Origin of the sequence: Amycolatopsis sp. NPDC024027, from assembly GCF_040638975.1 — a bacterium.
Taxonomy (GTDB): Bacteria; Actinomycetota; Actinomycetes; order Mycobacteriales; family Pseudonocardiaceae; genus Amycolatopsis.
Map to the genome: position 1 here is coordinate 140,529 of NZ_JBEZYY010000014.1, position 23,755 is coordinate 164,283.

At 71.7% G+C, this 23,755-nt stretch carries 23 protein-coding genes, 1 pseudogene and 1 riboswitch; of the genes and pseudogenes, 12 read left to right on the top strand and 12 right to left on the bottom strand.

The features are described from left to right. Nucleotides 1-72 precede the first annotated feature (72 nt). The 7 genes and pseudogenes from AB0F52_RS30745 to AB0F52_RS30775 all read left to right on the top strand — a co-directional run bounded on the left by AB0F52_RS30745 (nucleotide 73) and on the right by AB0F52_RS30775 (nucleotide 4,698). The gene (locus AB0F52_RS30745; RefSeq protein ID WP_360178627.1) at nucleotides 73-1,845 is read left to right on the top strand and encodes a family 20 glycosylhydrolase; all 1,773 of its coding nucleotides are present in this window, start codon (nucleotides 73-75) and stop codon (nucleotides 1,843-1,845) included. A gap of 85 nt (nucleotides 1,846-1,930) precedes the next feature. Then, nucleotides 1,931-2,740 (top strand): hypothetical protein, encoded by an 810-nt coding sequence (locus tag AB0F52_RS30750; RefSeq protein WP_360178630.1) that lies wholly within the window; start codon nucleotides 1,931-1,933, stop codon nucleotides 2,738-2,740. A gap of 11 nt (nucleotides 2,741-2,751) precedes the next feature. Next, nucleotides 2,752-2,913: pseudogene (locus tag AB0F52_RS30755) on the top strand (hypothetical protein); the annotation flags it as partial. Nucleotides 2,914-2,919: 6 nt separating this feature from the next. After that, on the top strand, nucleotides 2,920-3,168 hold the full coding sequence (locus AB0F52_RS30760) for a hypothetical protein (protein ID WP_360178950.1): 249 nt from the start codon (nucleotides 2,920-2,922) through the stop codon (nucleotides 3,166-3,168). Nucleotides 3,169-3,192: 24 nt separating this feature from the next. Then, complete coding sequence (locus tag AB0F52_RS30765) at nucleotides 3,193-3,603, top strand: HIT domain-containing protein (protein ID WP_360178633.1); 411 nt, start codon at nucleotides 3,193-3,195, stop codon at nucleotides 3,601-3,603. Between the two features lie 40 nt (nucleotides 3,604-3,643). After that, on the top strand, nucleotides 3,644-4,090 hold the full coding sequence (locus tag AB0F52_RS30770) for a pyridoxamine 5'-phosphate oxidase family protein (RefSeq protein ID WP_360178636.1): 447 nt from the start codon (nucleotides 3,644-3,646) through the stop codon (nucleotides 4,088-4,090). 26 nt (nucleotides 4,091-4,116) lie between these two features. Next, nucleotides 4,117-4,698, top strand: coding sequence for a hypothetical protein (locus AB0F52_RS30775; protein WP_360178639.1), 582 nt, complete (start codon nucleotides 4,117-4,119; stop codon nucleotides 4,696-4,698). Between the two features lie 11 nt (nucleotides 4,699-4,709). On the opposite strand, the gene AB0F52_RS30780 is transcribed toward AB0F52_RS30775, so the two are convergent. Both AB0F52_RS30780 and lepA read right to left on the bottom strand, forming a co-directional pair. Next, entirely contained in the window at nucleotides 4,710-5,279 is a 570-nt protein-coding gene (locus AB0F52_RS30780; RefSeq protein WP_360178953.1) for a Uma2 family endonuclease, read from the bottom strand. A 150-nt stretch (nucleotides 5,280-5,429) separates the two neighbouring features. Next, nucleotides 5,430-7,271, bottom strand: coding sequence for a translation elongation factor 4 (lepA, locus tag AB0F52_RS30785; RefSeq protein WP_360178642.1), 1,842 nt, complete (start codon nucleotides 7,269-7,271; stop codon nucleotides 5,430-5,432). Nucleotides 7,272-7,386: 115 nt separating this feature from the next. Between lepA and AB0F52_RS30790 the strand changes: the two genes are divergently transcribed. After that, entirely contained in the window at nucleotides 7,387-8,007 is a 621-nt protein-coding gene (locus tag AB0F52_RS30790; protein WP_360178645.1) for a class I SAM-dependent methyltransferase, read from the top strand. Here AB0F52_RS30790 and AB0F52_RS30795 read toward each other — a convergent pair. Next, complete coding sequence (locus AB0F52_RS30795; protein ID WP_360178648.1) at nucleotides 8,004-8,378, bottom strand: VOC family protein; 375 nt, start codon at nucleotides 8,376-8,378, stop codon at nucleotides 8,004-8,006. The genes AB0F52_RS30790 and AB0F52_RS30795 overlap by 4 nt on opposite strands. A 23-nt stretch (nucleotides 8,379-8,401) precedes the next feature. After that, nucleotides 8,402-9,265, bottom strand: a complete 864-nt coding sequence (locus AB0F52_RS30800) for a DMT family transporter (protein ID WP_360178650.1) — start codon at nucleotides 9,263-9,265, stop codon at nucleotides 8,402-8,404. A gap of 365 nt (nucleotides 9,266-9,630) precedes the next feature. Here AB0F52_RS30800 and rpsT point away from each other — a divergent pair, with 365 nt between their 5' ends. Beyond that, a complete protein-coding gene (gene rpsT / locus AB0F52_RS30805) occupies nucleotides 9,631-9,891 on the top strand; it encodes a 30S ribosomal protein S20 (RefSeq protein WP_091316168.1) in 261 nt (86 codons plus the stop codon). 306 nt (nucleotides 9,892-10,197) lie between these two features. On the opposite strand, the gene holA is transcribed toward rpsT, so the two are convergent. Continuing rightward, a complete protein-coding gene (gene holA / locus AB0F52_RS30810) occupies nucleotides 10,198-11,178 on the bottom strand; it encodes a DNA polymerase III subunit delta (RefSeq protein ID WP_360178654.1) in 981 nt (326 codons plus the stop codon). A gap of 147 nt (nucleotides 11,179-11,325) precedes the next feature. Further along, a riboswitch (SAM riboswitch) is annotated at nucleotides 11,326-11,459 on the top strand. A gap of 13 nt (nucleotides 11,460-11,472) precedes the next feature. Between holA and thrC the strand changes: the two genes are divergently transcribed. Continuing rightward, on the top strand, nucleotides 11,473-12,738 hold the full coding sequence (gene thrC, locus AB0F52_RS30815) for a threonine synthase (RefSeq protein ID WP_360178657.1): 1,266 nt from the start codon (nucleotides 11,473-11,475) through the stop codon (nucleotides 12,736-12,738). A 215-nt stretch (nucleotides 12,739-12,953) separates the two neighbouring features. Here thrC and AB0F52_RS30820 read toward each other — a convergent pair whose 3' ends face one another. From AB0F52_RS30820 to nadD, 7 genes are all read right to left on the bottom strand, one after another. Then, nucleotides 12,954-15,314 (bottom strand): ComEC/Rec2 family competence protein, encoded by a 2,361-nt coding sequence (locus AB0F52_RS30820; protein ID WP_360178660.1) that lies wholly within the window; start codon nucleotides 15,312-15,314, stop codon nucleotides 12,954-12,956. A gap of 644 nt (nucleotides 15,315-15,958) precedes the next feature. After that, a complete protein-coding gene (locus tag AB0F52_RS30825; protein ID WP_360178663.1) occupies nucleotides 15,959-16,675 on the bottom strand; it encodes a ComEA family DNA-binding protein in 717 nt (238 codons plus the stop codon). Nucleotides 16,676-16,813: 138 nt separating this feature from the next. Then, the gene (locus tag AB0F52_RS30830; RefSeq protein ID WP_360178666.1) at nucleotides 16,814-17,671 is read right to left on the bottom strand and encodes a DegV family protein; all 858 of its coding nucleotides are present in this window, start codon (nucleotides 17,669-17,671) and stop codon (nucleotides 16,814-16,816) included. Nucleotides 17,672-17,675: 4 nt separating this feature from the next. Continuing rightward, on the bottom strand, nucleotides 17,676-18,404 hold the full coding sequence (gene octT, locus AB0F52_RS30835; RefSeq protein ID WP_360178669.1) for a diglucosylglycerate octanoyltransferase: 729 nt from the start codon (nucleotides 18,402-18,404) through the stop codon (nucleotides 17,676-17,678). A 3-nt stretch (nucleotides 18,405-18,407) separates the two neighbouring features. Continuing rightward, nucleotides 18,408-19,022 (bottom strand): histidine phosphatase family protein, encoded by a 615-nt coding sequence (locus AB0F52_RS30840; protein ID WP_360178671.1) that lies wholly within the window; start codon nucleotides 19,020-19,022, stop codon nucleotides 18,408-18,410. Further along, nucleotides 19,019-19,414, bottom strand: a complete 396-nt coding sequence (gene rsfS, locus AB0F52_RS30845) for a ribosome silencing factor (protein WP_360178674.1) — start codon at nucleotides 19,412-19,414, stop codon at nucleotides 19,019-19,021. The genes AB0F52_RS30840 and rsfS overlap by 4 nt, the downstream gene beginning before the upstream one ends. A gap of 60 nt (nucleotides 19,415-19,474) precedes the next feature. Continuing rightward, entirely contained in the window at nucleotides 19,475-20,068 is a 594-nt protein-coding gene (gene nadD, locus AB0F52_RS30850) for a nicotinate-nucleotide adenylyltransferase (protein WP_103343440.1), read from the bottom strand. Between the two features lie 173 nt (nucleotides 20,069-20,241). Between nadD and AB0F52_RS30855 the strand changes: the two genes are divergently transcribed. Then, the gene (locus tag AB0F52_RS30855) at nucleotides 20,242-22,353 is read left to right on the top strand and encodes a RecQ family ATP-dependent DNA helicase (RefSeq protein WP_360178678.1); all 2,112 of its coding nucleotides are present in this window, start codon (nucleotides 20,242-20,244) and stop codon (nucleotides 22,351-22,353) included. An 85-nt stretch (nucleotides 22,354-22,438) separates the two neighbouring features. After that, on the top strand, nucleotides 22,439-23,725 hold the full coding sequence (locus AB0F52_RS30860) for an MFS transporter (protein ID WP_360178681.1): 1,287 nt from the start codon (nucleotides 22,439-22,441) through the stop codon (nucleotides 23,723-23,725). The last annotated feature ends 30 nt before the right edge of the window (nucleotides 23,726-23,755 follow it).

Sequence of the window (23,755 nt, forward strand, 5' to 3'; positions counted from 1 at the left end):
GACCGCCGGAAGTGCGACGATCCGGTCAGGTGCGACGGCGAGGTCGCGCCCTTCCCGCCAGGAGGTCCCCCGGTGAAGCAGTCCTTCGCGCGGCGGCTCGGCCGCGCACTCGCCGTGCTGGCCCTGATCGGCGCCGGCACGACAGCCGCCCACTTCACGCCGGCCGCGGCGGCCACGCCGGCGTTGCAGTCGATCGTGCCGGCACCGGTCTCGGTGACCCCGGCGGCCGGGGTCGCGTTCCCGCTGGTCTCGACGACGAAGATCGTCACCGAAGCCGGTTCGGCGCCGGCCAGGCAGGTCGGCGACTACCTGGCCGGCGTGCTGCGGCCGTCGACCGGCTTCGCGCTGCCGGTGTCCGACGCGCCGGCGTCCGTGCCCTCCGACAGCATCGCCTTGCTGCTCGGCGGCGCCCCCGCGAGCGTCGGCGCCCAGGGCTACCAGCTGGTGTCGACGGCGTCGTCGGTCACCGTGCGGGCCACCACCGCGGACGGGCTCTTCGCGGGCGTCCAGACGCTGCGGCAGCTGCTGCCGGGCCGGGTCGAAAGCCCGACGGCCCAGCAGGGCCCGTGGAGCGTCCCGGGGGCGACGATCGTGGACTACCCGCGCTTCGCCTACCGCGGCGCGATGCTCGACGTCGCCCGCCACTTCCACCCGGTGCCGACGGTCAAGCGGTACCTCGACCAGCTGGCCCAGTACAAGATCAACAACCTGCACCTCCACCTGGCGGACGACCAGGGCTGGCGCATCCAGATCGACAGCTGGCCCCGCCTGACGACGTACGGCGGCAGCACCCAGGTCGGCGGCGGCGCGGGTGGCTACTACACGAAGGCGCAGTACACCGACATCGTGAACTACGCGGCTTCGCGCCACATCACGGTCATCCCGGAGATCGACATGCCGGGACACGTGAACGCGGCACTGGCGTCATACGCCGAGCTGAACTGCAACGGGGTGGCCCCGGCCCTGCGCACGGACACGGCGGTCGGCTACAGCTCGTTGTGCATCTCGAAGGACATCACGTACACGTTCATCGCGGACGTCCTGCGCGAGCTGGCGGCTCTGACCCCGGGCCCGTACCTCCACATCGGCGGCGACGAAGCGTCCTCGACGTCGGCGGCCGACTACCTCACGTTCGTCAACAAGGTTCTCCCCCTGGTCGCGGCCACGGGCAAGTCGGTGGTGGGCTGGCACGACGTCGCGAAGGCGTCTCTGCCGGCTTCGGCGACCCCGCAGTTCTGGGGGACTTCCACCTCCGATCCGGGGGTGTCGACGGCGGTTTCCCGCGGCAGCAAGGTGATCCTGTCGCCGGCGAACAAGGCGTACCTGGACATGAAGTACAACAGCTCGACGCCCATCGGGTTGTCGTGGGCGGGCTACATCGAGGTCCAGGACGCCTACGGCTGGAACCCGGGAGCGTACCTGTCGGGCGTGGGCGAATCGGCGGTCCGCGGCGTGGAGTCGCCACTGTGGACGGAAACGGTGGTGACACCATCGGACATCGACTACCTGGCGTTCCCCCGCTTGGCCGCGCACGCGGAGCTGGGCTGGTCACCGTGGTCGACGCACGACTGGACGGCGTTCCGGACCCGGCTGGGCGCCCAGGCGCCCCGCTGGGTGGCGCAGGGGATCAACTTCTACCGGTCGGCGCAGATCGCGTGGGACACGGGCGGGACGACGAACCCGGGCACGTGCGCGGACCCGGCGTGGACCGCGACGCAGGTGTACACGGGCGGGAACGTGGTGTCCCACAACGGCCACAAGTGGACCGCGAAGTGGTGGACGCAGGGCGAGGAGCCGGGAACGACGGGCCAGTGGGGGGTGTGGACCGACAACGGCGCTTGCTGAGCCGAACGCCGGGCCCTCCCTCCCCGGAGGGCGGCCCGGCCCGGAACTGGTTCCGGGCCAGGCGTGGGCGTGGCACAGTCGACCGGTGCGCAACCCACCAGCACGACCGGCCGGCGAGGGCCCGGAGCCGACCGAGCCGGCCGGCCTTCGCGAGGAGCGCCTCGGCAAGGTGCTCACCACGCGGGCCATCGTGTTCGCCGGGCTGGTCGTGGTCGCGGTCGGGACGCTCTGGCTGCTGCTGGCGCTCTTCGGCGCCGGCACACCGGCGGACCAGGCGCAGCTGGAGGTGTTCCGCGCGACCGGAAACGTGGTCCTCGGCGCGGGCGGCGCCGTCGCGCTCGTGCTGGCCGCGCGACGGCAGCGCCTGGGCGAGCTCGAACTCCGCCGGAAGGAGCAGGAGCTCGCCCAGCGGGAGCACGCGCAAAAGCACGTCGAGCAGGTGGCCTCGGACACTGCCGCGCACCAGCGGCGGCTGGCCGAGGACGCCCGGGTCGACGCGGCGGAACGGCGGATCACCGAGCTCTACACCAAGGCGGCGGACCAGCTCGGATCCGAGAAGACACCGATCCGGCTGGCCGGTCTCTACGCGTTGGAGCGGCTGGCGCAGAACACGCCGGACCAGCGGCAGACGATCGTCAATCTCCTCTGCGCCTACCTCCGGCTGCCGTACACGCTGCCCACCGGGCCCCGGATGCCACCCTGGTCGTCGTTGCGCGCCCCCGGTTCGAGCCAGGACACGGCGGATTCAGCACAGACCGGCACCGACGGGCACGCGAGCGACCAGGAGCTCGAGGTGCGCGCGACGGCCCAGCGCATCCTGGCCGACCACCTCTACCCGGCGACGCTCCCGGCGAGCCGCGTCCGGAGTTCTGGCCCGGAATCACCCTCAACCTGACGGGCGCTCTCCTGTGCCACTTCGACTTCCGTGGGTGCCGGGTCGGCAACGTCCGGTTCGGCGGAGCGCGGTTCGCCGGCTGGAACCGCTTCGAGGACGTCGAATTCACCGGCTACGCCAGCTTCGGCGGCAGCGAGTTCCGCACGTCCGCGAACTTCAAGCGTGCCCGCTTCCACGGCTTGGCGCTGTTCCGGGGAGCGGTCTTCCACAACGGCGCGATGTTCGACGAAGCCGTGTTCCGCGACGAGGCCCTGTTCGGCGGCGTGCGCACGGTCGACGGCGTCCCCCACCCGGACGGCGCGGTGTTCGGCGGCGCCGTCTCCTTCGCCGCCGCGGCCTTCGAACGGACCGTCGTCCTCGAACACGTCCGGGTTGCGGACGACGCCGCCGGCCACGTCTGGCCTCCAGCCGATCGAACCTCGACCTGAACCGTGGCGCAGTACGCTGCGGTCATGCCGTGCCCGATCTGCGCCAAGCACAGCGGTACCGGCCCCTTGGTGGGGCCGGTCATCTGGGCCGACGAGCTCGCCGTCGTCAGTCATCGGCCCGGCGCCTTCCCCGGCTACCTCTTCGTCGAGACCCGGCGGCACGTGGCGAACCTCGACGGGCTCACCGAAGCCGAAGCCCTGACCGTCGCGCGGGCCGCCTGGGTGGCGGCCCGGGCACTGCGGGCCGAACTGGATCCCGAGTCCGTGCACTCGGCCATCGCCGGGCGGGCCATTGCCCACTTCCACCAGCACGTCTTCGTGCGGCACCGGGGCACTCCCGCCGAGGTCGGGTGGATGGACGTCGACTGGCCCGGGGCGCCTCGCGCCGACGTCGACCTCCTGTGCGGACGGTTATCGGCGCACTTCGCGCGGTGAAACCCGGACGGGCGGCCCGTGCGGCGGGTTAGGTTGGGGCATGACCGCAGATCTGGAGCAGGTTCGCACGCTGTCGCTGCAGGAGCACGGCCTCGCCACCGTCGCCACGACGCGGGCGGACGGCACCGTGCACGCCTCCGTCGTCAACGTCGGTGTCTTCGACGATCCGGTGACCGGTGCGCCGGGTGTCGCCTACGTCGCCGTCGGCCAAGCGCACAAGCTTCTCCTGCTGCGGCGGTCCGGGCACGCCACCGTCACCTTCCGGCGCGGCTGGAACTGGCTCTCCGTCACCGGTGCCACCCACCTCATCGGGCCCGACGATCCCGACCCCGCCTTCGACCCCACGGGCCTGCCGCAGCTGTTGCGTGACGTCTTCATCGCCGCCACCGGCACCCACGACGACTGGGCCGAGTACGACCGGGTCATGGCCGAAGAGCGGCGGGTCGCGGTGTTCATCCGGGCAGACCGGATAATCGGCAATCCCTGACCCCTCCGGCCCCAGGAGTCGTCCCGTTGTCCGAGTCCCCGCCCCGCGTGACCACGCCGGTCAAGGTCCTGGTCGGCTTGCTCGTCGTCGCCGACGCCGGCTTCGGCGCGGCGCTCGCCACCGGGTTGGTGCGCGGCCTCTCGCCGTGGCTGATCGGCGGCGCCTACGCGGCGACCGTGCTCGCCGCCGTCCTGATCTACCGCGTCTCCCGGGCCCGCGACCTCAAGCGCGGGTTCGAGGGCCTGCGCGACCTCACCATCGGCGACGAGGGCATCCGCCTGCCGGCGGGCACGCTCAGCACGCGCCTGGTGCCTTGGCCGGAGATCGCGGAAGTCACCGTCCGGCGTTCGGCCCGCTTCGGCGACGGCTACCTGCGCGACGCCCTCTGGGTCGACCTGGTCACCGGCGGCGGCGTCGAGAGCTCAGTGCAGCGCTACGCGCCGCGAAGCAAGCTGCCGCCGGCACCGCCCGAGCGGAGACAGTTCGAGCAGACGGCGATCCTCACCCCGGCCCTGTTCGACGCCGTGCTCGACCGGCTCCGGAAGGAACTGCGCCACCGGCAGCTGCACGCCCAGCTCCGCGGGACGCCTCGCATCCGGCCCCACTGACCGGCGCCGCGTCAGCCGAGCCGGCCCAGCAGCTCCCGTGGCACGATCCGCACCGGGAAGGGTTGCTCGAGCTCGACCGCCTCGTCGCCCGCTGCCTTGGCCACCTGCTGGTAGTGACCGTCCGCATCCAGCTCGAACACCGTCAACGCGGGCGCCGCCGGGTCGATCACCCAGTAGCTGCCCGTCCCAAGCCGCTCGTAGACCGCCTTCTTGGTGTTGAGGTCGTGGATCGCCGTGCTGGGCGACAGCACCTCGACCGCCAGCACCGGTGGCGCGGGGAGATCCTTGTCCGTGAAGTCCTCGTCCAAGCCGACCAGGACGTCCGGCTGAAGCTCGATCTTGTCACCCGAGTGCACCGCGAACGGCGCGACGAGTACGTCGTACTCTGCCGGGCACACGTCCTCGAGCACTCTCGCGAGTTTCATCACGATCTTCTGGTGTCTTCGACCCGGTGCGGGGCTCACGATGAGCACCCCGTCGATGAGTTCATAACGTCGGCCATCAAACGGGATCCCCTCGAGGTCGTGCACCGTCAGGGGGCCCGAATCGGCGGGAAGCTCGATGTCTGCCATGACCGTCATGGTGCTCTCCTTTCGCTCTTCACACCAGAGGAAACCAGAGAGCACCGACAGAAACCACCTCGAACACGGGTTCGGCGCCCATATTCACGCGGTGGCGTGAATATGGGCGCCGGTGTCACATCAACGAAACAGTCACATCAATGGAACAGCCTACTTCTTGTTCTTGCCGGAGTCCTCAGTGGACAGTGCGGCGACGAAGGCCTCCTGCGGAACCTCGACCCGGCCGACGGTCTTCATCCGCTTCTTGCCTTCCTTCTGCTTCTCCAGCAGCTTGCGCTTACGCGAAATGTCACCGCCGTAGCATTTCGCGAGCACGTCCTTGCGGATCGCGCGAATCGTTTCGCGGGCGATGATCCGGGCGCCGATGGCGGCCTGGATGGGCACCTCGAAGTTCTGCCGCGGGATCAGTTCGCGGAGCCGGTTCACCATGCGGTTGCCGTAGTTGTAGGCGTCGTCCTTGTGCACGATCGCGGAGAACGCGTCCACGCCCTCGCCCTGCAGAAGGATGTCCACCTTGACCAGATCCGCCGCCTGCGTACCGGCCTCTTCGTAGTCCAGCGACGCGTAGCCGCGCGTACGCGACTTCAGCGTGTCGAAGAAGTCGAAGATGATTTCACCGAGCGGCATGTTGTAGCGCAGCTCGACCCGATCCTCGGACAGGTAGTCCATGCCGAGCAGCTGACCGCGCTTGTTCTGGCACAGCTCCATGATCGTGCCGATGAATTCCGACGGCGCCAGGATGCTGACCTTGCTGACCGGCTCCAGCACCTTGTCGATCTTGCTCCCCGTCGGCCAGTCCGACGGGTTGGTGACGTGGATTTCCTTGCCGTCGTCCTGCACCACGTCGTAGACCACGTTCGGTGCCGTCGAGATCAGGTCGAGGCCGAATTCGCGCTCGAGCCGGTCGCGCGTGATCTCCAGGTGCAGCAGGCCGAGGAAGCCGCAGCGGAAGCCGAAGCCGAGCGCCACCGACGTCTCCGGCTCGTAGTCGAGCGCGGCGTCGTTCAGCTGGAGCTTGTCGAGCGCCTCGCGCAGCTCGGGGTAGTCCGAACCGTCGACCGGGTACAGGCCCGAGTAGACCATCGGCTTCGGCTCGCGGTAGCCCGCCAGCGCTTCCTTGGCGCCGTTGCGCTCGGACGTCACCGTGTCGCCGACCTTCGACTGGCGGACGTCCTTCACGCCGGTGATCAGGTAGCCGACCTCGCCGACGCCGAGGCCCTTGCTGGGCTTGGGCTCGGGCGAGATGATCCCGACCTCCAGCAGCTCGTGCGTGGCGCCGGTGGACATCATCTTGATCTTTTCGCGCGGCGTGATCTTGCCGTCGACGACGCGGATGTAGGTGACGACGCCGCGGTAGGTGTCGTACACCGAGTCGAAGATCATCGCCCGGGCGGGCGCGTCGGCGTCACCCTGCGGCGCCGGAACCGACTTCACGACCTCGTCGAGCAGCGCGCCGACGCCCATGCCGGTCTTGGCCGAGACCCGCAGGACGTCTTCCGGCTCGCAGCCGATGATGTGGGCCAGCTCACCCGCGTACTTGTCGGGGTCGGCCGAGGGCAGGTCGATCTTGTTGAGCACCGGGATGATCTGGAGGTTGTTCTCCAGCGCGAGGTACAGGTTGGCCAGCGTCTGGGCCTCGATCCCCTGCGCGGCGTCGACCAGCAGGACAGCGCCTTCGCACGCCTCCAGGGCCCGGGAGACCTCGTAGGTGAAGTCGACGTGGCCGGGGGTGTCGATCATGTGCAGGACGTGGTCCTGCCCGTCGACCTTCCAGGGCAGCCGGACGTTCTGCGCCTTGATCGTGATGCCGCGCTCGCGTTCGATGTCCATCCGGTCGAGGTACTGAGCGCGCATGGCCCGCTCTTCCACGACGCCGGTGAGCTGCAGCATGCGGTCGGCCAGGGTGGACTTGCCGTGGTCGATGTGCGCGATGATGCAGAAGTTCCGGATGAGCTCCGGAGGCGTGAAGGTCGTGTCGGCGAACGTCGTCACTCGAATGAGTCCTCGGAAAGTCGGGGATGGCCACCTCTATGGTCCCATGGCCCTCCGGGTGCGGTTGGGGGTCATCCCCGATGCGGGGTTTCGCGATCCGTGGTGCCCTCGAAGTATGAGTACTCCGCACCAGCCGGCACCCCCTCCCCAGCCGGAGACCAGCGGCTTCGCCCGCGTCCTCGACCGGACGTTCGGTCACCCCACCGGCACGCTCGGCCGCCTCGGCGGCTGGGTCATGGCCCGCGGCAACGCCGCCACCGAACACCGAGTCGTCGACCTGGCGAAGATCGAGCCCGACGAGACCGTCCTGATCGTCGGCCCCGGCCCCGGCGTCGGCCTGGAAGCCGCCGCCCGCCTGGCCGGGCGCGCTGTCGGCGTCGACCCCTCCCCCGAGATGCTCACGCTGTGCCACGAGCGCTGCGGCGACCGCGCCGAGCTGCGCGAAGGATCGGCGGCGCACACCGGCGAGCCCGGCGGCTCCGTCGACGTCGTGCTGAGCGTGAACAACGTCATGCTGTGGGAAGACCGCGCCGCCGGGTTCGCCGAGCTGTTCCGGGTGCTGCGCCCCGGCGGCCGGCTGCTGCTGTCCGCGCACGAGAAGTGGCTGCCCGTGAGCAGGCACGTCCTGGCCGACGAAGCCGCCGCCGCGGGCTTCGCCGACCTGCAGACCTGGACCTGGGAGCCGCCCGGGTTCGCCGCGCTCGCCGCGCAGCTGCGCGCCGTCAAGCCCGCCTAGCGGGTGTCCGTGCGGATCGGGTGTCCCTCGGGCACCTCGACCAGCACGATCCGCGTGCCGTCCGGATCGGCGATCCAGGCCTCGTCGAGGCCCCACGGCTCGCGCCGCGCGTCGCGCACCGGCTCCAGGCCGTTGCCCTTCAGCTCGGCCAGGGTGCCGGCGAGGTCCCGGACCTGCAGCCAGAGCACCAGATCGGGCGACGAGCCCGTCTCGCCCGCACCGGAGACCTCCAGGGAGCCGTGGCCGAGGAAGAACACGGTGCCACCCGGGAATTCCCGCTCGACGGCCAGGCCGAGGGTGTCGCGGTAGAACGCCGTGGACGCGGCGACGTCCCGCGGGCGGATCAGCAGCCGGCTCTTCAGGATCTCCATCCGACCATGCCTACCGGACGGGCTCAGGCGGCCGCAATCGCGGCGATGCCGGACAGCACGATCACCGACCCGGCCAGCCGCCGCACGGCGTCACGCTCGCCCAGGACCAGCCACGCGGCGAGGCCGCCGAGCACGATGCTCAGCTCCCGGGCGGGCGCGACCAGGCTGACCGGCGCCATGGTGAGGGCGAACAGCACGAGGATGTAGGCGATCGGCGACAGGACCGCGACGAGCAGGACCTCGCGGCGCTGGTCCCGCCAGATCCGCGTCACTTCGGCACGATCGGCCAGGGCGCCGGGTACGAGCAGCACGCTCTGCAGGACCGAGCCCAGGCCGAAGTAGACGACCGGCGGCACGCCGATGCCGGTCACCGAGTGCGCGTCCCAGAGCGTGTAGCCGGCGATGACGGCCCCGGTCAGCAGCCCGTAGAGGATCCCCGCTTTCACGGCGCGGGAGTCACCGCCCTTCCGGCCGGTGCTGATCACCAGCACCCCGGCGACGACCAGGAACGCGCCGAGCAGGCCGAGCGGACCGGGCCGTTCCCCGAGCACCAGGACGGCGGCCAGCACCGAAAGCAGCGGCCCGGTGCCCCGCGCGACGGGGTAGACGACGGAGAGGTCGCCGACGCGGTACCCGCGCTGCAGCACGACCCCGTAGGCGATGTGCAGGACGGCGGTGACCGCGGCGGCGAGCAGCCAGCTCCACTGTGGACGGTGGTCTTCGACGACGAGCAGCACGATCGTGACGGGAAGCAGCAAGACGGCGCCGGCCGTGTAGTAGAGCCAGACGAACTGGGTGCCCCCGGAGGAGACCCGCTTGGCCGCGAGGTTCCACGCGGCGTGCACGACGGCGGCGACGAGGACGAGGGACAAGGCGGTGGCGTTCACGGGACCCCTTCGGCTGTTCGCGCGCGCGAACAGCCGGTCCTCCAGGCTTTTGCCCCGTCAGATGAACGACCGGCCGTCCGGGCCCGCCGATGGTGCCGCTCGGACCAGACCCACCGGTCCTGGTTGGGTGATGCTGTGTGGTGCGTGTGGTGCGTGGTGCGGGTGGTGCGGGTTGCTCGGACCGGCGACGGAACCCTAGGCACTGCCGTCGCCCACGGTACTCCCGGCTCCGGGCGCCGGCGGCCCGGCTGTTAGAGTGATCGCTCGCTGCCCGTGCGGCATTCCGTCATGGAGGAAACCTGCTCATCGAGCGGGGCCACTTCAGCGCGGCGGCGAATCTCACCGAGTGAAACAGGAGTTGCCCTATGGCCAACATCAAGTCGCAGATCAAGCGCATCACGACGAACGAGAAGGCGCGTCAGCGCAACCAGGCGATCCGGTCCTCGGTGAAGACCGCGATCCGCAAGGTCCGCGAAGCCGCCGAGGCCGGCGACAAGGCCAAGGCCGCCGAGCTGCAGCGCGACGCCGCCCAGAAGCTGGACAAGGCCGTCTCGAAGGGCGTCATCCACGCCAACCAGGCCGCCAACAAGAAGTCGGCGCTGGCGAAGCGCGTCAACGCGCTCTGAGCTGGTTGATTTCTGGGAAGGCCCCGGCTTCGGCCGGGGCCTTCTTCATGTCCAGGCCTTTTGCGCCCGGACTTCTCGCTTCCGGCTCTTCAGGTCCGGGCTGTTCAGGTCCGGGCACCTCGCGCCTGGGCTCCTCGTCCTCGTGTCCGGGTTCCTCGGGTCCGGCTCTCGCGCCTGGGCTCCTCGGGTCCGGCTCTCGTGTCCGGGCTCCTCAGGTCCGGGCTCTTCGCACCTGGGCTCTCGAGCCGGGCTCCTCGCGCCTGGAGCTCTTCGCGTCTGGGTTCTTCGTGTCCGGAGCCGCTGCGGTCAGCGGTCGCCCTTGGCCGCCGCCACCTGGAGGACCGCGCGCTCCAGCGCGTAGCCAGGGTCCGCCGCCACGCCCTTGACCTCGGCGTTCAGCCGCGCGACCACGCGCATCGCCGTCGCGAGGCCGTCGGGGTTCCAGCCCCGGGACTGACCCTGCGCCTTGCGGATCTTCCACGGCGGCATGCCCAGCTCGCCCGCCAGCTGGTTCGGGTTGCCCCGGCCGGCGCCGGAGACCCGGGCGATCGTGCGGACCGCGTCGGCCAGCGCGTCGGCGACCAGCACGTGCGGGACACCAAGCTGCATCGCCCAGCGCAGCGACTCCAGCGCCGCCGCGCGATCGCCGCTGACCGCCTTCTCCGCGACCGCGAAGCCGGTGACATCGGCCCGGCCGCGGTGGTAGCGACGAACCGCGTCGGCGTCGACGGTGCCGCCCGTGTCCGCGACCAGCTGCGTCGCCGCCGAAGAGAGTTCCCGCAGGTCGGAGCCCACGGCGTCGAGCAGGGCGGCGACCCCCGCCGGGTCGATCTTGCCGCCCACCCGGCGCACCTCGTGGCGCACGAACTGCTCCCGCTCGGCCGGCTTGGTCAGCTTCGGGCACTCGGTGACCTCGGCGCCGGCCTTCTTCAGCGCCGCCGGGAGCGTCTTGCCCGCCTTGCTGCGGCCGCCGCCGGTGTGCACGACGACGAGCACGACCCCGTCGGCCGGGTCCTTCAGGTAGGCCGCGACGGCGTCGGCCAGCTCCTGGGAGATGTCCTGCGCCGACTCCAGGACGATCACCCGGCCTTCGCTGAACAGCGACGGGCTGACCAGTTCGGCCAGCTCGGGCGCTGTGAGATCGGACACCCGGGCCCGGGTCAGCTCGGCGGTCGCGTCCATCGCGCGCGCGGCGGCGAGCGTCTCGCGGACGGCCCGCTCGATCAGCAGTTCTTCCTCACCCAGCACCAGGTGCAGCGGGGCCGGGGCGGTGGCTTGCGCGGTCACCCGGGAATCCTCTCACTTGCGCTCGGATGCCCCCGCTCCGGTGATGTCGAGCGGCCACCGTGGCACGTCCCGAGCGCGATGTCGTACGGTGTAGCCGAGGCAGCCCGCCCCGGAGGATCCGGCGTGCGCGCACCGACAATTGAATACCGCTCATCCAGAGGGGCAGAGGGAACGGCCCGACGAAGCCCCGGCAACCGGCGTACAGCCTGTCATCCCGCGATCGCGGGATAGCTGACGACCACGGTGCCAATTCCGGCCCGCTTCGGCGGGGCAGATGAGGAAAGGAACCTCGCGATGACCGCCACCCTCGGCACGACCTCCACCACGAAGACCCCGGATCTCGGACCCGCCGTCGAACTGGTGTCGAAGGAAGAGGGCCACCGGCAGCCGCTCGCTCCGGAGTTCGTCTCCGCCGAAGACTTCTCGCCGCTCGAGGTCGCGTACGACTTCGGCCGCGTCCGCCGCGAAGACATCGAGGCCGGCCCCAAGAACATCTGGCGCTACAAGAAACTCCTTCCCGTTCCGTCCAACGTCGAAGAGATCCCGAACACCGAGCCGGGCGCGACGCGGCTGGTCCGCGCCGACCGCCTCGCCAAGGAACTCGGCCTCAAGCGCGTGTGGGTCAAGGACGACACCGGCAATCCGACGCACTCGTTCAAGGACCGCGTCGTCGCCGTCGCGCTGGCCGCGGCCCGCGAGTTCGGGTTCGAGGTGCTCGCGTGTCCCTCGACCGGCAACCTGGCCAACGCGACGGCCGCCGCCGCGGCCCGCGCCGGCTGGCGGTCGGTCGTGCTGATCCCCAAGAGCCTCGAGCGCGCCAAGATCCTCACCACCGCGGTGTACGACGGCGACCTCATCGCCATCGACGGCAACTACGACGACGTCAACCGCCTCGCCACCGAGCTCGCCGGCGAGCACCCGAAGTGGGCGTTCGTCAACGTGAACGTCCGGCCGTACTACTCGGAGGGCTCGAAGACGCTGGCCTTCGAGGTCGCCGAGCAGCTCGGCTGGCGCATCCCGCCGCAGATCGTCGTGCCGATCGCCTCCGGTTCGCAGCTGACCAAGGTGGACAAGGGTTTCCGTGAGCTGGGGCAGCTCGGTCTCGTGGACGCCAGCCCGTACAAGGTCTTCGGCGCGCAGGCCACCGGCTGCTCGCCGGTCTCGGCCGCGTTCCGCGAGGGCCACGACGTGGTCCAGCCGGTGAAGCCGGACACGATCGCCCGCTCGCTGGCGATCGGCAACCCGGCCGACGGCCCGTACGTGCTCGACATCGTCAACCGCACCGGCGGCGCGATCGAGGACGTCTCGGACGAAGAGGTCGTCGAGGGCATCCGCCTGCTGGCCCGCACCGAAGGCATCTTCACCGAGACGGCCGGCGGGGTCACCGTCGCCACGGCGAAGAAGCTGGTCGAGACGGGCAAGCTGGACCCGGACGCCGAGACGGTGCTCCTCATCACCGGCGACGGCCTCAAGACCCTCGACGCGATCGAGAACCACGTGGGTCCCAAGGCAACCCTGCCGCCCTCGGCCGCGGCCGTGAACAAGGCCCTCGGCTACTGAGCTCCGGCCGGGGCGGCCACTCGGCCCGCCCCGGCGCTCGGCGGAGGGGCACGGCCACGTGTCGCCTCCCCCGGGCTCAAGCTCGCCGGCCCGGCGGCGCACCTTGTCTCCCCGGGCGCTCGAACCACGTGTCGCCTCCCCGGCGTGAGTCACCGGCCCACGGCACCTCTCCGGCAAGAGTCACCGGCCCACGGCACCCTTCCCCGCCCCGGCCATCACCGGCGAGGCGGGCCGCGGGGCTCGCCACGGCGGGCTATCGCTGTTCCGGTGACCACCGCCGTGTCGCCGTCCACGTCCGTGCGGGTCACTCGTGCGCCGAGGGCCGTCAGGGTGTCCATTGTGGACTTGCTGGGGTGCCCGTACGTGTTTCCCGCGCCCACGCTGACCAAGGCCACCCGTGGGGCCACCGCCGCGAGGAACGAGGGCAGTGAGTAGCGGCTTCCGTGGTGCGGCACCTTCAACACCTCCGCCTTCAGATCTCCGATGTCGGCCAGCAGGTCCGCTTGCGCGGCCAGTTCGACGTCGCCGGTCAGCAGGACCCGGCCCGCCGTGGTCTCCGCTCGGAGCACCACCGAGCTGTTGTTGATCGTCGTGCCGTCCTGCGGCCCGTCCGAGCGGGCGGGTACGTAACGCGGGCCCAGGACGTCGAGCGCCAGGCCCGGCCAGTCCAGCCGCTCGCCCGGGGTCAGCTCCACCAGCGGCACCGCCCGCCGGGTGGCCTCGGCGGCCACCTGGCGCCACGCCCACCCCGGCGACCGCCCCGGCCCGACGGCGATCGCGCCGACCGCACGGCCCTCGAAGACCGAAGCGAGGCCGCCGATGTGGTCGGCGTGCAGGTGGCTCAGCACCAGCAGCGGGATCCGGTCGACCGCCAGCCGGTGCAGGCACTCGTCGACCGGTCCGGGCTCGGGCCCGGCATCCACCACGACCGCCCGTCCCGGTTCGGCCGTCGCCAGCACGACCGCGTCACCCTGACCGACGTCGCATTCGACCATCGCCCAGTTCCGCGGCGGCCACGCCGGCGCCAGCACCCGGACCGGCACGAACACCAGCAGCGCGCCGGCGACGAGCACCGCCACCAGCACGCGCACCCGCCGGTGCCGGAGCGCGAGCACCAGCACCACGAGGACGGCAGCGGCCAGGAGGCCACCCACCCAGCCACCGGGCCAGGCGATGACCGCCTCCGGCGCCCGCGCGCCGTGCCGGGCGACGGTGATCAGCCACCGGGCCTCCGGATCGGCCAGGTGCACCAGGACCTTCCCGGCGCCCGGCCACCACGGGCCGGTGACCGTCGCCAGCACGCCGAGCACCGTCGCCGGGGCCACCACGGGCGCGGCGAGGACGTTGGTCAGCACCGAAACCAGGCTCACCGAGCCCGCCATGCCCGCGAGCACCGGCGCCGTCACCAGGAATGCCGCCAGCGGGATCGCCAGCCCTTCCGCGAAGCCCGGCGGGATCCCGCGGCGGACCAGCGCGTCGGCCCAGCGGGGCGCGAGCAGGACCAGCCCACCGGTGGCGCACACCGACAGCGCGAAGCCGAAGTCCGTGGCCATCGCCGGATCCGCGACCACCAGCAAGCACACCGCGAAGGCCAGTGCGGGCAGCGCCGAACCGCGGCGGCCCAGCGCCAGGGCCAGCAGCGCCACGGCCGCCATGACCCCCGCGCGCAGCACGCTCGGCTCCGGGCCGACGAGGACGAGGAACCCGGACAGGCACGTGCCGGCCGCCGCGGCCGACAGCCGGGGCCCGAGCCGGAGCAGGCGCAACAGGAGCAGTACCGCCCCGCAGATCACCGCGAGGTTCCCGCCGCTGACCGCGGTGAGGTGGGTGAGGCCCGCGGAGACGAACTCCTGCTCGACGCGCGGGGACAACGCGCTCGTGTCGCCCAGCACCAGTCCCGGGAGCAGGCCCGCGGGTTCGTCCGGCAGGACCTGGCACAGGTCGTGGAGACCGGTGCGCAGCCCGGCCGCCGCCCGCTGCCACCACGGCGCCGGGCCGGGCTCCCCGGGCGGGCCGCGCACCGACAGCACCGCGGCGGTCAGATCCGAGCCGCGCGGCGGCATCAGCAGACCCGTCGCCGTCACCTCTTGGCCCGGCAGCAGCGACGCCCACTGCGCGACCGGGGCCAACAGCAGGACGCGGCCGGAGGAGGGAACCGGCCGGCCGTCGACTGATGCGGTGCGCACATCGGCGGCGAGGACGACCGACCGGGCACCGGCTTGCTGATCGGCATACCCCGCGCTCCGCACGGGCTTCGGACGTTCGGCGACGACGACCCGCAATGCCGCCGGCAGCCCTTCTGCGGCGGAGGCACGAAGTTCGTCGCGTTGAGCTTCGCGGATGCGCCAGGAGATCGGGCCGGCGGCGAGGAGGCCCAGGATCAGGAGGGCTGCCGCCGCGTCGCGCACCCGGGGCCGGCCGCGGGCCCGCCACAGGACCAGCCCCGCGAGCACCACTGCGGCAAGGCCGGTGGCGACAGCTGTCCACCAGCCGAGCAGCAGGCCGGCCAACGCCGCCAGCCAACAGGCCGCTGCCGCTGGGACGAGCCGCATGTCCTGGCGGGTGTCGGTGCTCATCCGGGGGCCTGCTCTCGCGGGCGGGCGAACTCGCGTTCGGCGATGCTGCGGGCATGGGCCGCGGCCGGCCCGGTGGCGGTCGTGCGGGAGGTGCTCAATCGAGCTTCACCTGCTTCCGTGTACGAACGAATGCGACTTCGCCTGTGCCGTCGGCACAGGCCATCGGGAAAGGCTCGCCTGATGGCGACCCGGCCCGTGGCGAGCCGGACCGCCACCTCCACTCACAGGTGCGGGCTCGCCTTCGCCCACGCCGCCGAGATCGATCGCAGCGAGCAAGTCAGCCACCGTCGGCAAACCTCGCCGATCGCCGCTCCTTTCGCGACGAACGGACCGGCCCTTGCCCACGCCGCCCGGACCAGCCGGGGGGCGGCCGCTTAGGGACGCTCACCCGGCCGCCACCGCCACTCACGGGTGCGGGCTCGCTTTCGCCCGAGGCACCAGGACCGGCCGTGGTGGCCAAGCAGCCGACATCAGGAAGCCTCGCCCGCTCGCCACTCCTCCCGCGACGAACGGACCGGCCCTCGCCCACGCCGCCCGGACCAGCCGGGGGCGGCCGCTTAGGGGCGCTCACCCGGCCGCCCCCAGCAAACGAACTCGCCGACGCCAACCGCAGCCAGTCCGGGCGGGTGTCTCGGGGAAGGCGGTCATCCGACCGTCACCTTCTCCCGTAATTTCTGGAACTTGCTTTCCCCTATGCCGTCGACGTCACGGAGTTGCTCGACCTTCGCGAAGCCGCCGTGGTCGGTGCGCCACTGGACGATGCGCTTGGCCATCACCTCGCCGACTCCGGGGAGCGTGTCCAGCTGGTCCGCCGTTGCCGTGTTGAGGTCGAGCTTTCCGGCGGCCGCCGGCGGGGTGTCGGGAGCTGGTGGTGGGGCCGGGATGCCGACCGCCAGCTGCTCGCCGTCCGTCACCTTGCGGGCCAGGTTCAGTGCGCCTATGTCCGCTCCCGGCTCGGGGCCGCCGGCCGCTCGCAGGACGTCCGCCACCCGGGCGCCTTGCGACACCGTGACCAGGCCCGGCGACCGGACTCGGCCGATCACGCTGATCACCAGACCCGCCGGCGGTGCGGCGCGCGCCTCCGCCGCCGGTCTTGCGGTGGGCAGCGCGGGCGGTGGCTCGGGCGCCGGACCGCCGCCCACGAGCGCGACCGCGCCGAGGACGATCACCACGACCGCTGCGAGGACGCCGGCCAGTGCCCACCGGCGGCGGCCGGTGCCGGCCTGTCCACCCGGTAGCCAGCGCCGGACCAGCCGGCCGCCCGGGCCGACCGTGCTCGCATCGGGCGAGAGCTGGTCGGCCAGCCAGGAGAGCCGGTCGTTGACGGGGGAGCCCGGATCCCGGGCGGACTGCTCGAACACACGATCGACGTTAGGGCCCGCGGGGAGGTGTCCGACAGGGGTGGCGGCGCGTCCTGTGGACAACCGGGGTGTTGTGGATGGATTCCCCGTGCCGAGCCCCGGAGCAGGCGTTTCCGTCGTTCCCCGGTGGTATGGGCGCTAGCTTCGGGGCAGGACCGTCCGCTGGACGACAACCCCCAGCACGCCGGGACCCGTGTGCGCCCCGATCACCGCCCCCAGCTCGGAAACCACGCAGCCCGCCGAGCGCGGCACGGCCTCCTCGAGCCGGTTCGCCAGCTCGACCGCCCGCTCCGGTGACGCCAGGTGGTGGACGGCGAGCTCGACGTCGTCCTCGGCCGCCGCCTGGGCCGCGAGCTCGACCAGGCGCGCGATCGCCCGGTTCATCGTGCGGACCTTCTCCAGCGGCAGGATCCGGCCTTCGGACATGTGCAGCACCGGCTTCACCGCCAGCGCCGTGCCCAGCAGCGCCGCCGCCGGGCCGATCCGGCCACCGCGGCGCAGGTGGTCCAGGGTTTCCACGACGAACAACGTCGACGAGCAGCCGGCCGCCGTCACCGCGGCGGCCTCGACGGCGGCCGCCGAAGCACCGGCGGAGGCGGCCGAAGCGGCGTGCAGCGCGGCGAACCCGAGCCCCATCGCGGTGGTCCGGGAATCGACGACGCGGACCCGGTCCGGGCCCACTTCCTGCGCCGCGAGCACCGCCGCTTCCCACGTGCCCGACAGCTCGCGCGACAGGTGCACCGACACGATCGCGTCCGCGCCGTCGGCGAACGCCGCCTGGTACTCCTTGACGAACTCGGTGGGCGTCGGCCGCGACGTCGTGACGATCTTCCGCTGCTTCATCGCCTCCGCGACGGCCGCCGGTCCGGTCTCGACGCCGTCGAGGGAAACCACGCCGTCGACCAGGACGTGCAGGGGCACCACCCGGACCTCGTGCCGTTCGGCGAAGCCCTCCGGCAGGTGGGCGGTGGAATCCGTGACTACGGCGACCGACACGCCGTCAGCCTACGTGGCCGGGTGCCAGCACCGGCGCCATCAACACGGACATCGCCGCGCCCACCGCGGCGTGCCCCGGCCAGCCCCAGTGCATGCCGTCCGGGTTGCCCGCGCCGCTCAGCACGTGCTCCCCGACAATGGCTTCGAGGTCCAGCAACGGAACTCCCGCTCGCGAGCTCCAGGCCGCCATCGCCGCCGCCGCGGCCGGGCGCGCGGTGTGCACGCCGCCGTAGGCCGCCGCGCGGTGGACCGACGGCAGCCAGCCGAAGATCGGCAGCTCGGGCCGCAGGACGCGCAGCGCGCCCACGGCCGTGTCGAGGTACTGCACGGTGAGCTTGGCCGGCAACACCACGGGCCGGCCGCGCAGCGCCACCGCCAGCCGCGGCTGCGCGGCGAGATAGGCCTTGCGCACGACGCGCCGCACCGGGTCGGGCCGCAGGTACCGCAGCCCGGTGCGCAGGTAGGTCGGCAACGGCGAGGGCAGCGTGTCCATGCTGCCGATCGCGAACACGACCGCGTCGACGTGGTGCAGGTCGGCCCAGACCCGCGGGTCGCCGGTCAGCGACCACCAGGCGTCCCGGGCGTTCCAGCCGATGCCGGCGACCAGGTCGGCGGTGCCACCCAACGCGGCGGCGGCCAAGTTGGGCCACAACCGCGGTTCGTCCGCGGCGCAAGGTCCTTCGGGACCGTGAAAGCTCAGCGAATCGCCGAACACCAGCAGGCGCGGCCCCATCGGCTAGCCGTGCATCCCCGCGTTGTAGGCGTGCAGCCGCCACTTCCCGTCGCGGCGGCCCAGCTCGACCCAGTGGCAGTTCGAGATCCCGCCGAGCGAGGGCCAGGTCACGACCGGCAGGTCCAACAGCCGGGCGGTCAGCGCGATGATCAGGCCGCCGTGCGCGGCCAGCAGCACGGTGTCACCCGCGTCGGAATTGGCTTGCTGCAGGTCCGTGACGACTTCGCCGGCACGGTCGGCGACGTCGACCCGGCTCTCGCCGCCCGGCGGGGCCCAGGTCGCGTCGGTGCGCCAGCGGTCGCGTTCACCGGGGTAGGCCTTGTCGACCTCCTCGCCGGTGAGCCCCTGCCATTCGCCCAGGTGCGTCTCGCGCAGCCGCTTGTCGATCCGCAGCGGGACGCCGATGGCGTCGGTGAGCACGGTGGCGGTGTCGGTGGCCCGGCGCAGGTCGGAGGCGATGACGAGGTCCGGGGAAAAGCGGGCCAGTGCGGGCGCCGCGAACCGGGCCTGGTTCCAGCCGCGCGGGGTCAGCGCGGAGTCGAGGTGACCCTGCATCCGCCCGGCGGCGTTGTAGTCCGTCTCGCCGTGACGCCAGAGCACCAGCCGCCGCGGGCTCACGGGACGTCCGGGTCCTCGTCGGCGGGTGCCTCCTCGAGACCGGCCACCTCGATGCGCGGGCAGTCCTTCCAGAGCCGCTCGAGGCCGTAGAAGGTGCGCTCTTCGACGTGCTGGACGTGCACGACGACGTCCACGTAGTCGAGCAGCACCCAGCGCCCTTCGCGGGCGCCTTCACGGCGGACCGGCTTGTGGCCGCTCTCGCGCAGTTTTTCCTCTACGTTGTCGACGATCGCGCCGACGAGGCGCTCGTTGGACGCGGAGGCGATGACGAAGGCGTCGGTGATGACGAGCTGCTCGGACACGTCCAGCACGACGACGTCGCTGGCCTTCTTGTCCGCCGCCGCGTGGGCGGCCGCTACGGCCAGCTCTCGAGCCTCGGACGTGGCTGCCACGGTGCTCCTTTTCCAGATCGGGTTCGCCCGAGAAGGGTACCCGCAGGGACCGACAGTGTTTCAGTCGCTCTTCCGGTACAGGTCCTTCTTGGCGATGTAGCGGACGACGCCGTCGGGAACGAGGTACCAGACCGGCTCCCCGCGCTCGACCCGATCGCGGCAGCCGGTGGACGAAATGGCCATCGCGGTGACCTCGACGAGGCTCACCTTGCCGCTCGGCAGGTGGTGGGAGTTGAGCCGGTAACCGGGCCGCGTGACGCCGATGAAGTGCGCGAAGTCGAACAGCTCGTCGGCCTTGTGCCAGGTCAGGATCTGTTCGAGCGCGTCGGCGCCGGTGATGAAGAAGAGCTCGTCCCCGGGGTATTCGGCGTGCAGGTCGCGCAGGGTGTCGACGGTGTAGGTCTGGCCGCCGCGGTCGATGTCCACACGGCTGACCGAGAAGACCGGGTTGGACGCCGTCGCGATCACGGTCATCAGGTAGCGGTCCTCGGCCCTGGTCACTTCGCGATCGGTCTTCTGCCACGGCTGCCCGGTGGGGACGAAGATCACCTCGTCGAGCCCGAACCGGGACTGGACCTCGCTGGCCGCGACGAGGTGGCCGTGGTGCACGGGGTCGAAGGTGCCGCCCATGACCCCGATCCGCCGTGGTGACATGAGCGAAGAGCCTATAAGGCCGAGCGCCGGGCGGCCTGGTGCTCTTCGCCACCTCGCCCGACCGGGCAGAAGTTGTGATTCGGATCACATTACGGCCCGTATTCGTCGCGAACGGTCCGTTCGCGACGCCGCCGATTCCCGATCTGTCGGTGTCATGGGGTAGACGTGGGGACGTGGACACGACCAGCACCACCCCAGCCCTCCGCGACCGCGCCGAGACCCTCCTCCGGGCACTGGCCGGCGATGCGGCGAAGCTGCGCGAAGACCAATGGACGGCCATCGAGGCCTTGGTCGCGCAGCGGCGCCGCGCGCTGGTCGTGCAGCGCACCGGGTGGGGCAAGTCGGCGGTGTACTTCCTGGCCACGGCGTTGCTGCGCGAGCAGGGCAGCGGGCCGACGGTCATCGTCTCGCCGCTGCTGGCGTTGATGCGCAACCAGATCTCGGCGGCGGCGCGGGCCGGGATCCACGCGGCGACGATGAACTCCGCGAACGCGCAGGAGTGGGACCAGGTCCAGGCAGCGGTCGCGGCCGGCGAGGTGGACGTGCTGCTGGTCAGCCCCGAACGGCTGAACAACCCGGACTTCCGCGACAACGTCCTGCCGAAGCTCACCGCGAGCACCGGCCTGCTGGTGGTCGACGAAGCACACTGCATTTCGGACTGGGGCCACGACTTCCGGCCCGACTACCGGCGGCTGCGCACCCTGCTGGGCGACCTCCCGGACGGCGTGCCGGTGCTGGCGACGACGGCGACCGCGAACGACCGCGTGGTCACCGACGTCGCCGAGCAGCTGGGCCTCGGCACCGGCGCGAACACGCTGGTGCTGCGCGGCAGCCTCGACCGGGAAAGCCTGCGGCTGTCGGTGTGCCGGCTGCCGACGTCGCAGGCGCGGCTGGCCTGGCTCGCGGAGCACCTGGCCGAGCTGCCCGGCTCCGGGATCATCTACACGCTGACCGTCGCGGCGGCGCACGACGTCGCTTCGCTGCTGAAGGACCGCGGCTACCCGGTGGCGGCCTACACCGGCAAGACCGACCCGGCCGACCGGCAGGCGGCCGAGGACGACCTGCTCGGCAACCGCGTCAAGGCCCTGGTCGCGACGTCCGCGCTGGGCATGGGGTTCGACAAGCCGGATCTCGGGTTCGTCGTGCACCTCGGGGCGCCGTCGTCGCCGATCGCGTACTACCAGCAGGTCGGCCGCGCCGGGCGTGGCGTGGAGCGCGCCGAGGTCGTGCTGCTGCCCGGCGAGGAGGACAAGGCGATCTGGGCGTACTTCGGGTCGCTGGCCTTCCCCGACGAGCTGCGGGTGACCCAGGTGCTGAACACGCTCTCCTACGCGGATCGTCCACTGTCGACGGCCGCGCTCGAGCCGTCGGTCGAGCTTTCCCGGTCACGGCTGGAAATGGTGCTCAAGGTGCTGGACGTCGACGGGGCGGTCCGGCGCGTGAAGGGCGGCTGGACGAGCACGGGCGAGGACTGGCAGTACGACCGCGGGCGGTACAAGCGGGTCGCGGAAGCCCGGGAGCGCGAGCAGGAGGCGATGCTCGGCTACCTCGCGACCGGCGGCTGCCGGATGGAGTACCTGCGCCGCCAGCTCGACGACCCCGAGGCGACGCCGTGCGGGCGGTGCGACAACTGCACCGGGCAGCACTGGGACACGACAGTGGCCGACGACGTCGTCAATGCGACCCGGGAACGCCTGCAGCGGCCCGGCGTCGAGGTCGCGCCGCGGAAGCAGTGGCCCACCGGCATGTCCTCTTTGGACGTCCCGGTCTCCGGCCGGATCTCGGCCGACGACCAAGCCGAGCCGGGCCAGGTGCTCGGGCGGCTCACCGACGTCGGCTGGGGCAACCGGCTGCGGGAGCTCGTCGGGCCGGGCGCCCGGGACGCCGACGTGCCGGACTCGGTGTTCAAGGCTTGCGTCCAGGTGCTCGCCGGGTGGCAGTGGGCGCAACGGCCGGTGGCGGTGGTCGCCGTCCCGTCGGAGACGAGGCCGCAGCTCGTGTACAGCCTCGCGACTCGGCTGGCCGAGATCGGCAAGCTCGACTTCCTCGGTGCGCTCGACGCCGAGGGACCGCCGCCGCGCCAGGCGAACAGCGCGCAGCGGCTGGCCGATCTGTGGCGGCGGATGAGCATGCCCGCGGACCTCGCGGCGGTCCTGCCGTCCGGGCCGGTCCTGCTGGTGGACGACGTCATCGACACCGGCTGGACGATGACGCTCGCCACGCGGCTGCTGCGGCGGGCCGGGGCACCCGCGGTGCTGCCGTTCGCATTGGCCAGCACGGCCTAAGAGAAGGGAGGACGGTCAGAACCTTTCGAACTGCGAACGGATGTGGCAAAGTCCCGTTCCACCTTCGGGTGACGTGGAGGCCGCCATGACCGAGTCCGCCGTCCAGGTGCCGCAGCGCCACCGGCTGCCGGTGCGCAAGCTGTTCGCCGCGAGCGCCGGCAACGCGCTCGAGTGGTTCGACTGGACGATCTACGCGACGTTCAGCATCTACTTCGCCAGCGCGTTCTTCCCCGCCGGGAACGACACCCTGGCCCTGATCAACACTTTCGCCACCTACGCGCTCGCGTTCTTCTTCCGGCCGCTGGGCGGAGTCCTGCTCGGGCGCTTCGCGGACACCCGCGGCCGGAAGCCGGCCATGATCCTCACCATCCTGCTCATGGCGGGCGGGTCGGTGGCGATCGGGCTGCTGCCGACGTTCTCGCAGGTCGGCTGGCTCGCGCCGATCCTGCTGCTGCTCGCCCGCGTCGCGCAGGGGCTGTCGCTCGGCGGTGAAGTGTCGAACGCGTCGGCCTACCTGGGCGAGATCGCGCCGCCGGAGCGTCGCGGCCGGTATTCGGCGTTCTTCTACATCTCGACCGGGTCGGCCGTGCTGATCGCGACCGTGCTCGGGTTCGTCCTGGCCCGGGCGCTGGACAAGGCGCAGCTGGTGTCCTGGGGCTGGCGGCTGCCGTTCCTGCTGGGCGGCGTCTTCGGCCTGGTCGGGCTGTGGCTGCGCCGGAGTCTCGCCGAGACCGAGCTGTTCGAGCAGACGAAGACCAAGGCACGCAAGCTCGAGCGGCCGCTGCTGACCACGCTGACCCACCACCCGAAGGCCGTGGGCAGGCTCGTCGGCTTCACGATGCTCTCGACGCTTTGCTACTACACGTTCTTCAGCGCCCTGACGTCGTTCGCGGTGAAGAACCGGCACGCGGACGCCGACGCGGTCTTCCTCGCGCTGTCGGTCGGCACGGCGCTGTTCATCGCGTTGCAGTACCCGATGGGCGCCCTCGCCGACCGGGTCGGGCGGAAGCCGCAGCTGCTCGTCTGGTCCGGGGCGACGGCGGTCGTCGTCGTGCCGCTGTCCACTTTGATCGGTCCGGGCGTCGGCGGCCTGCTCGTCGTGTTCTGCGTCGGGCTCGGGCTGTACACGGCGATGACGTCGATCGCGCCGGCCATCATGAGCGAGCTGTTCCCCACCGAACTGCGCGGGCTGGGCATCGGGGCTTGGTACAACCTCACCGTCGCGATCTTCGGCGGCACCGCTCCCCTGCTCATCACCCTGTTCGGCACCGTGTCCCAGACGCTCTACTTCTGGTACGTCGCCGTGGGCGCCGCGATCGCGTTCGCGGTGATCCTCACGCTCCCCGAGACGAAGGGCAGCGAGCTGCGGTAAACCCTTCGTCACCGGCCGGTCACGCTCGCT

Coding starts and splice junctions, on each gene's coding strand:
- nadD (WP_103343440.1), bottom strand. CDS start 20,068: ATGTCACCACGGCGGATCGGGGTCATGGGCGGCACCTTCGACCCCGTG.
- octT (WP_360178669.1), bottom strand. CDS start 18,404: ATGGGGCCGCGCCTGCTGGTGTTCGGCGATTCGCTGAGCTTTCACGGT.
- AB0F52_RS30790 (WP_360178645.1), top strand. CDS start 7,387: ATGAGTACTCCGCACCAGCCGGCACCCCCTCCCCAGCCGGAGACCAGC.
- AB0F52_RS30765 (WP_360178633.1), top strand. CDS start 3,193: ATGCCGTGCCCGATCTGCGCCAAGCACAGCGGTACCGGCCCCTTGGTG.
- AB0F52_RS30780 (WP_360178953.1), bottom strand. CDS start 5,279: ATGACGGTCATGGCAGACATCGAGCTTCCCGCCGATTCGGGCCCCCTG.
- AB0F52_RS30770 (WP_360178636.1), top strand. CDS start 3,644: ATGACCGCAGATCTGGAGCAGGTTCGCACGCTGTCGCTGCAGGAGCAC.
- rpsT (WP_091316168.1), top strand. CDS start 9,631: ATGGCCAACATCAAGTCGCAGATCAAGCGCATCACGACGAACGAGAAG.
- AB0F52_RS30820 (WP_360178660.1), bottom strand. CDS start 15,314: ATGAGCACCGACACCCGCCAGGACATGCGGCTCGTCCCAGCGGCAGCG.
- AB0F52_RS30860 (WP_360178681.1), top strand. CDS start 22,439: ATGACCGAGTCCGCCGTCCAGGTGCCGCAGCGCCACCGGCTGCCGGTG.
- AB0F52_RS30795 (WP_360178648.1), bottom strand. CDS start 8,378: ATGGAGATCCTGAAGAGCCGGCTGCTGATCCGCCCGCGGGACGTCGCC.
- thrC (WP_360178657.1), top strand. CDS start 11,473: ATGACCGCCACCCTCGGCACGACCTCCACCACGAAGACCCCGGATCTC.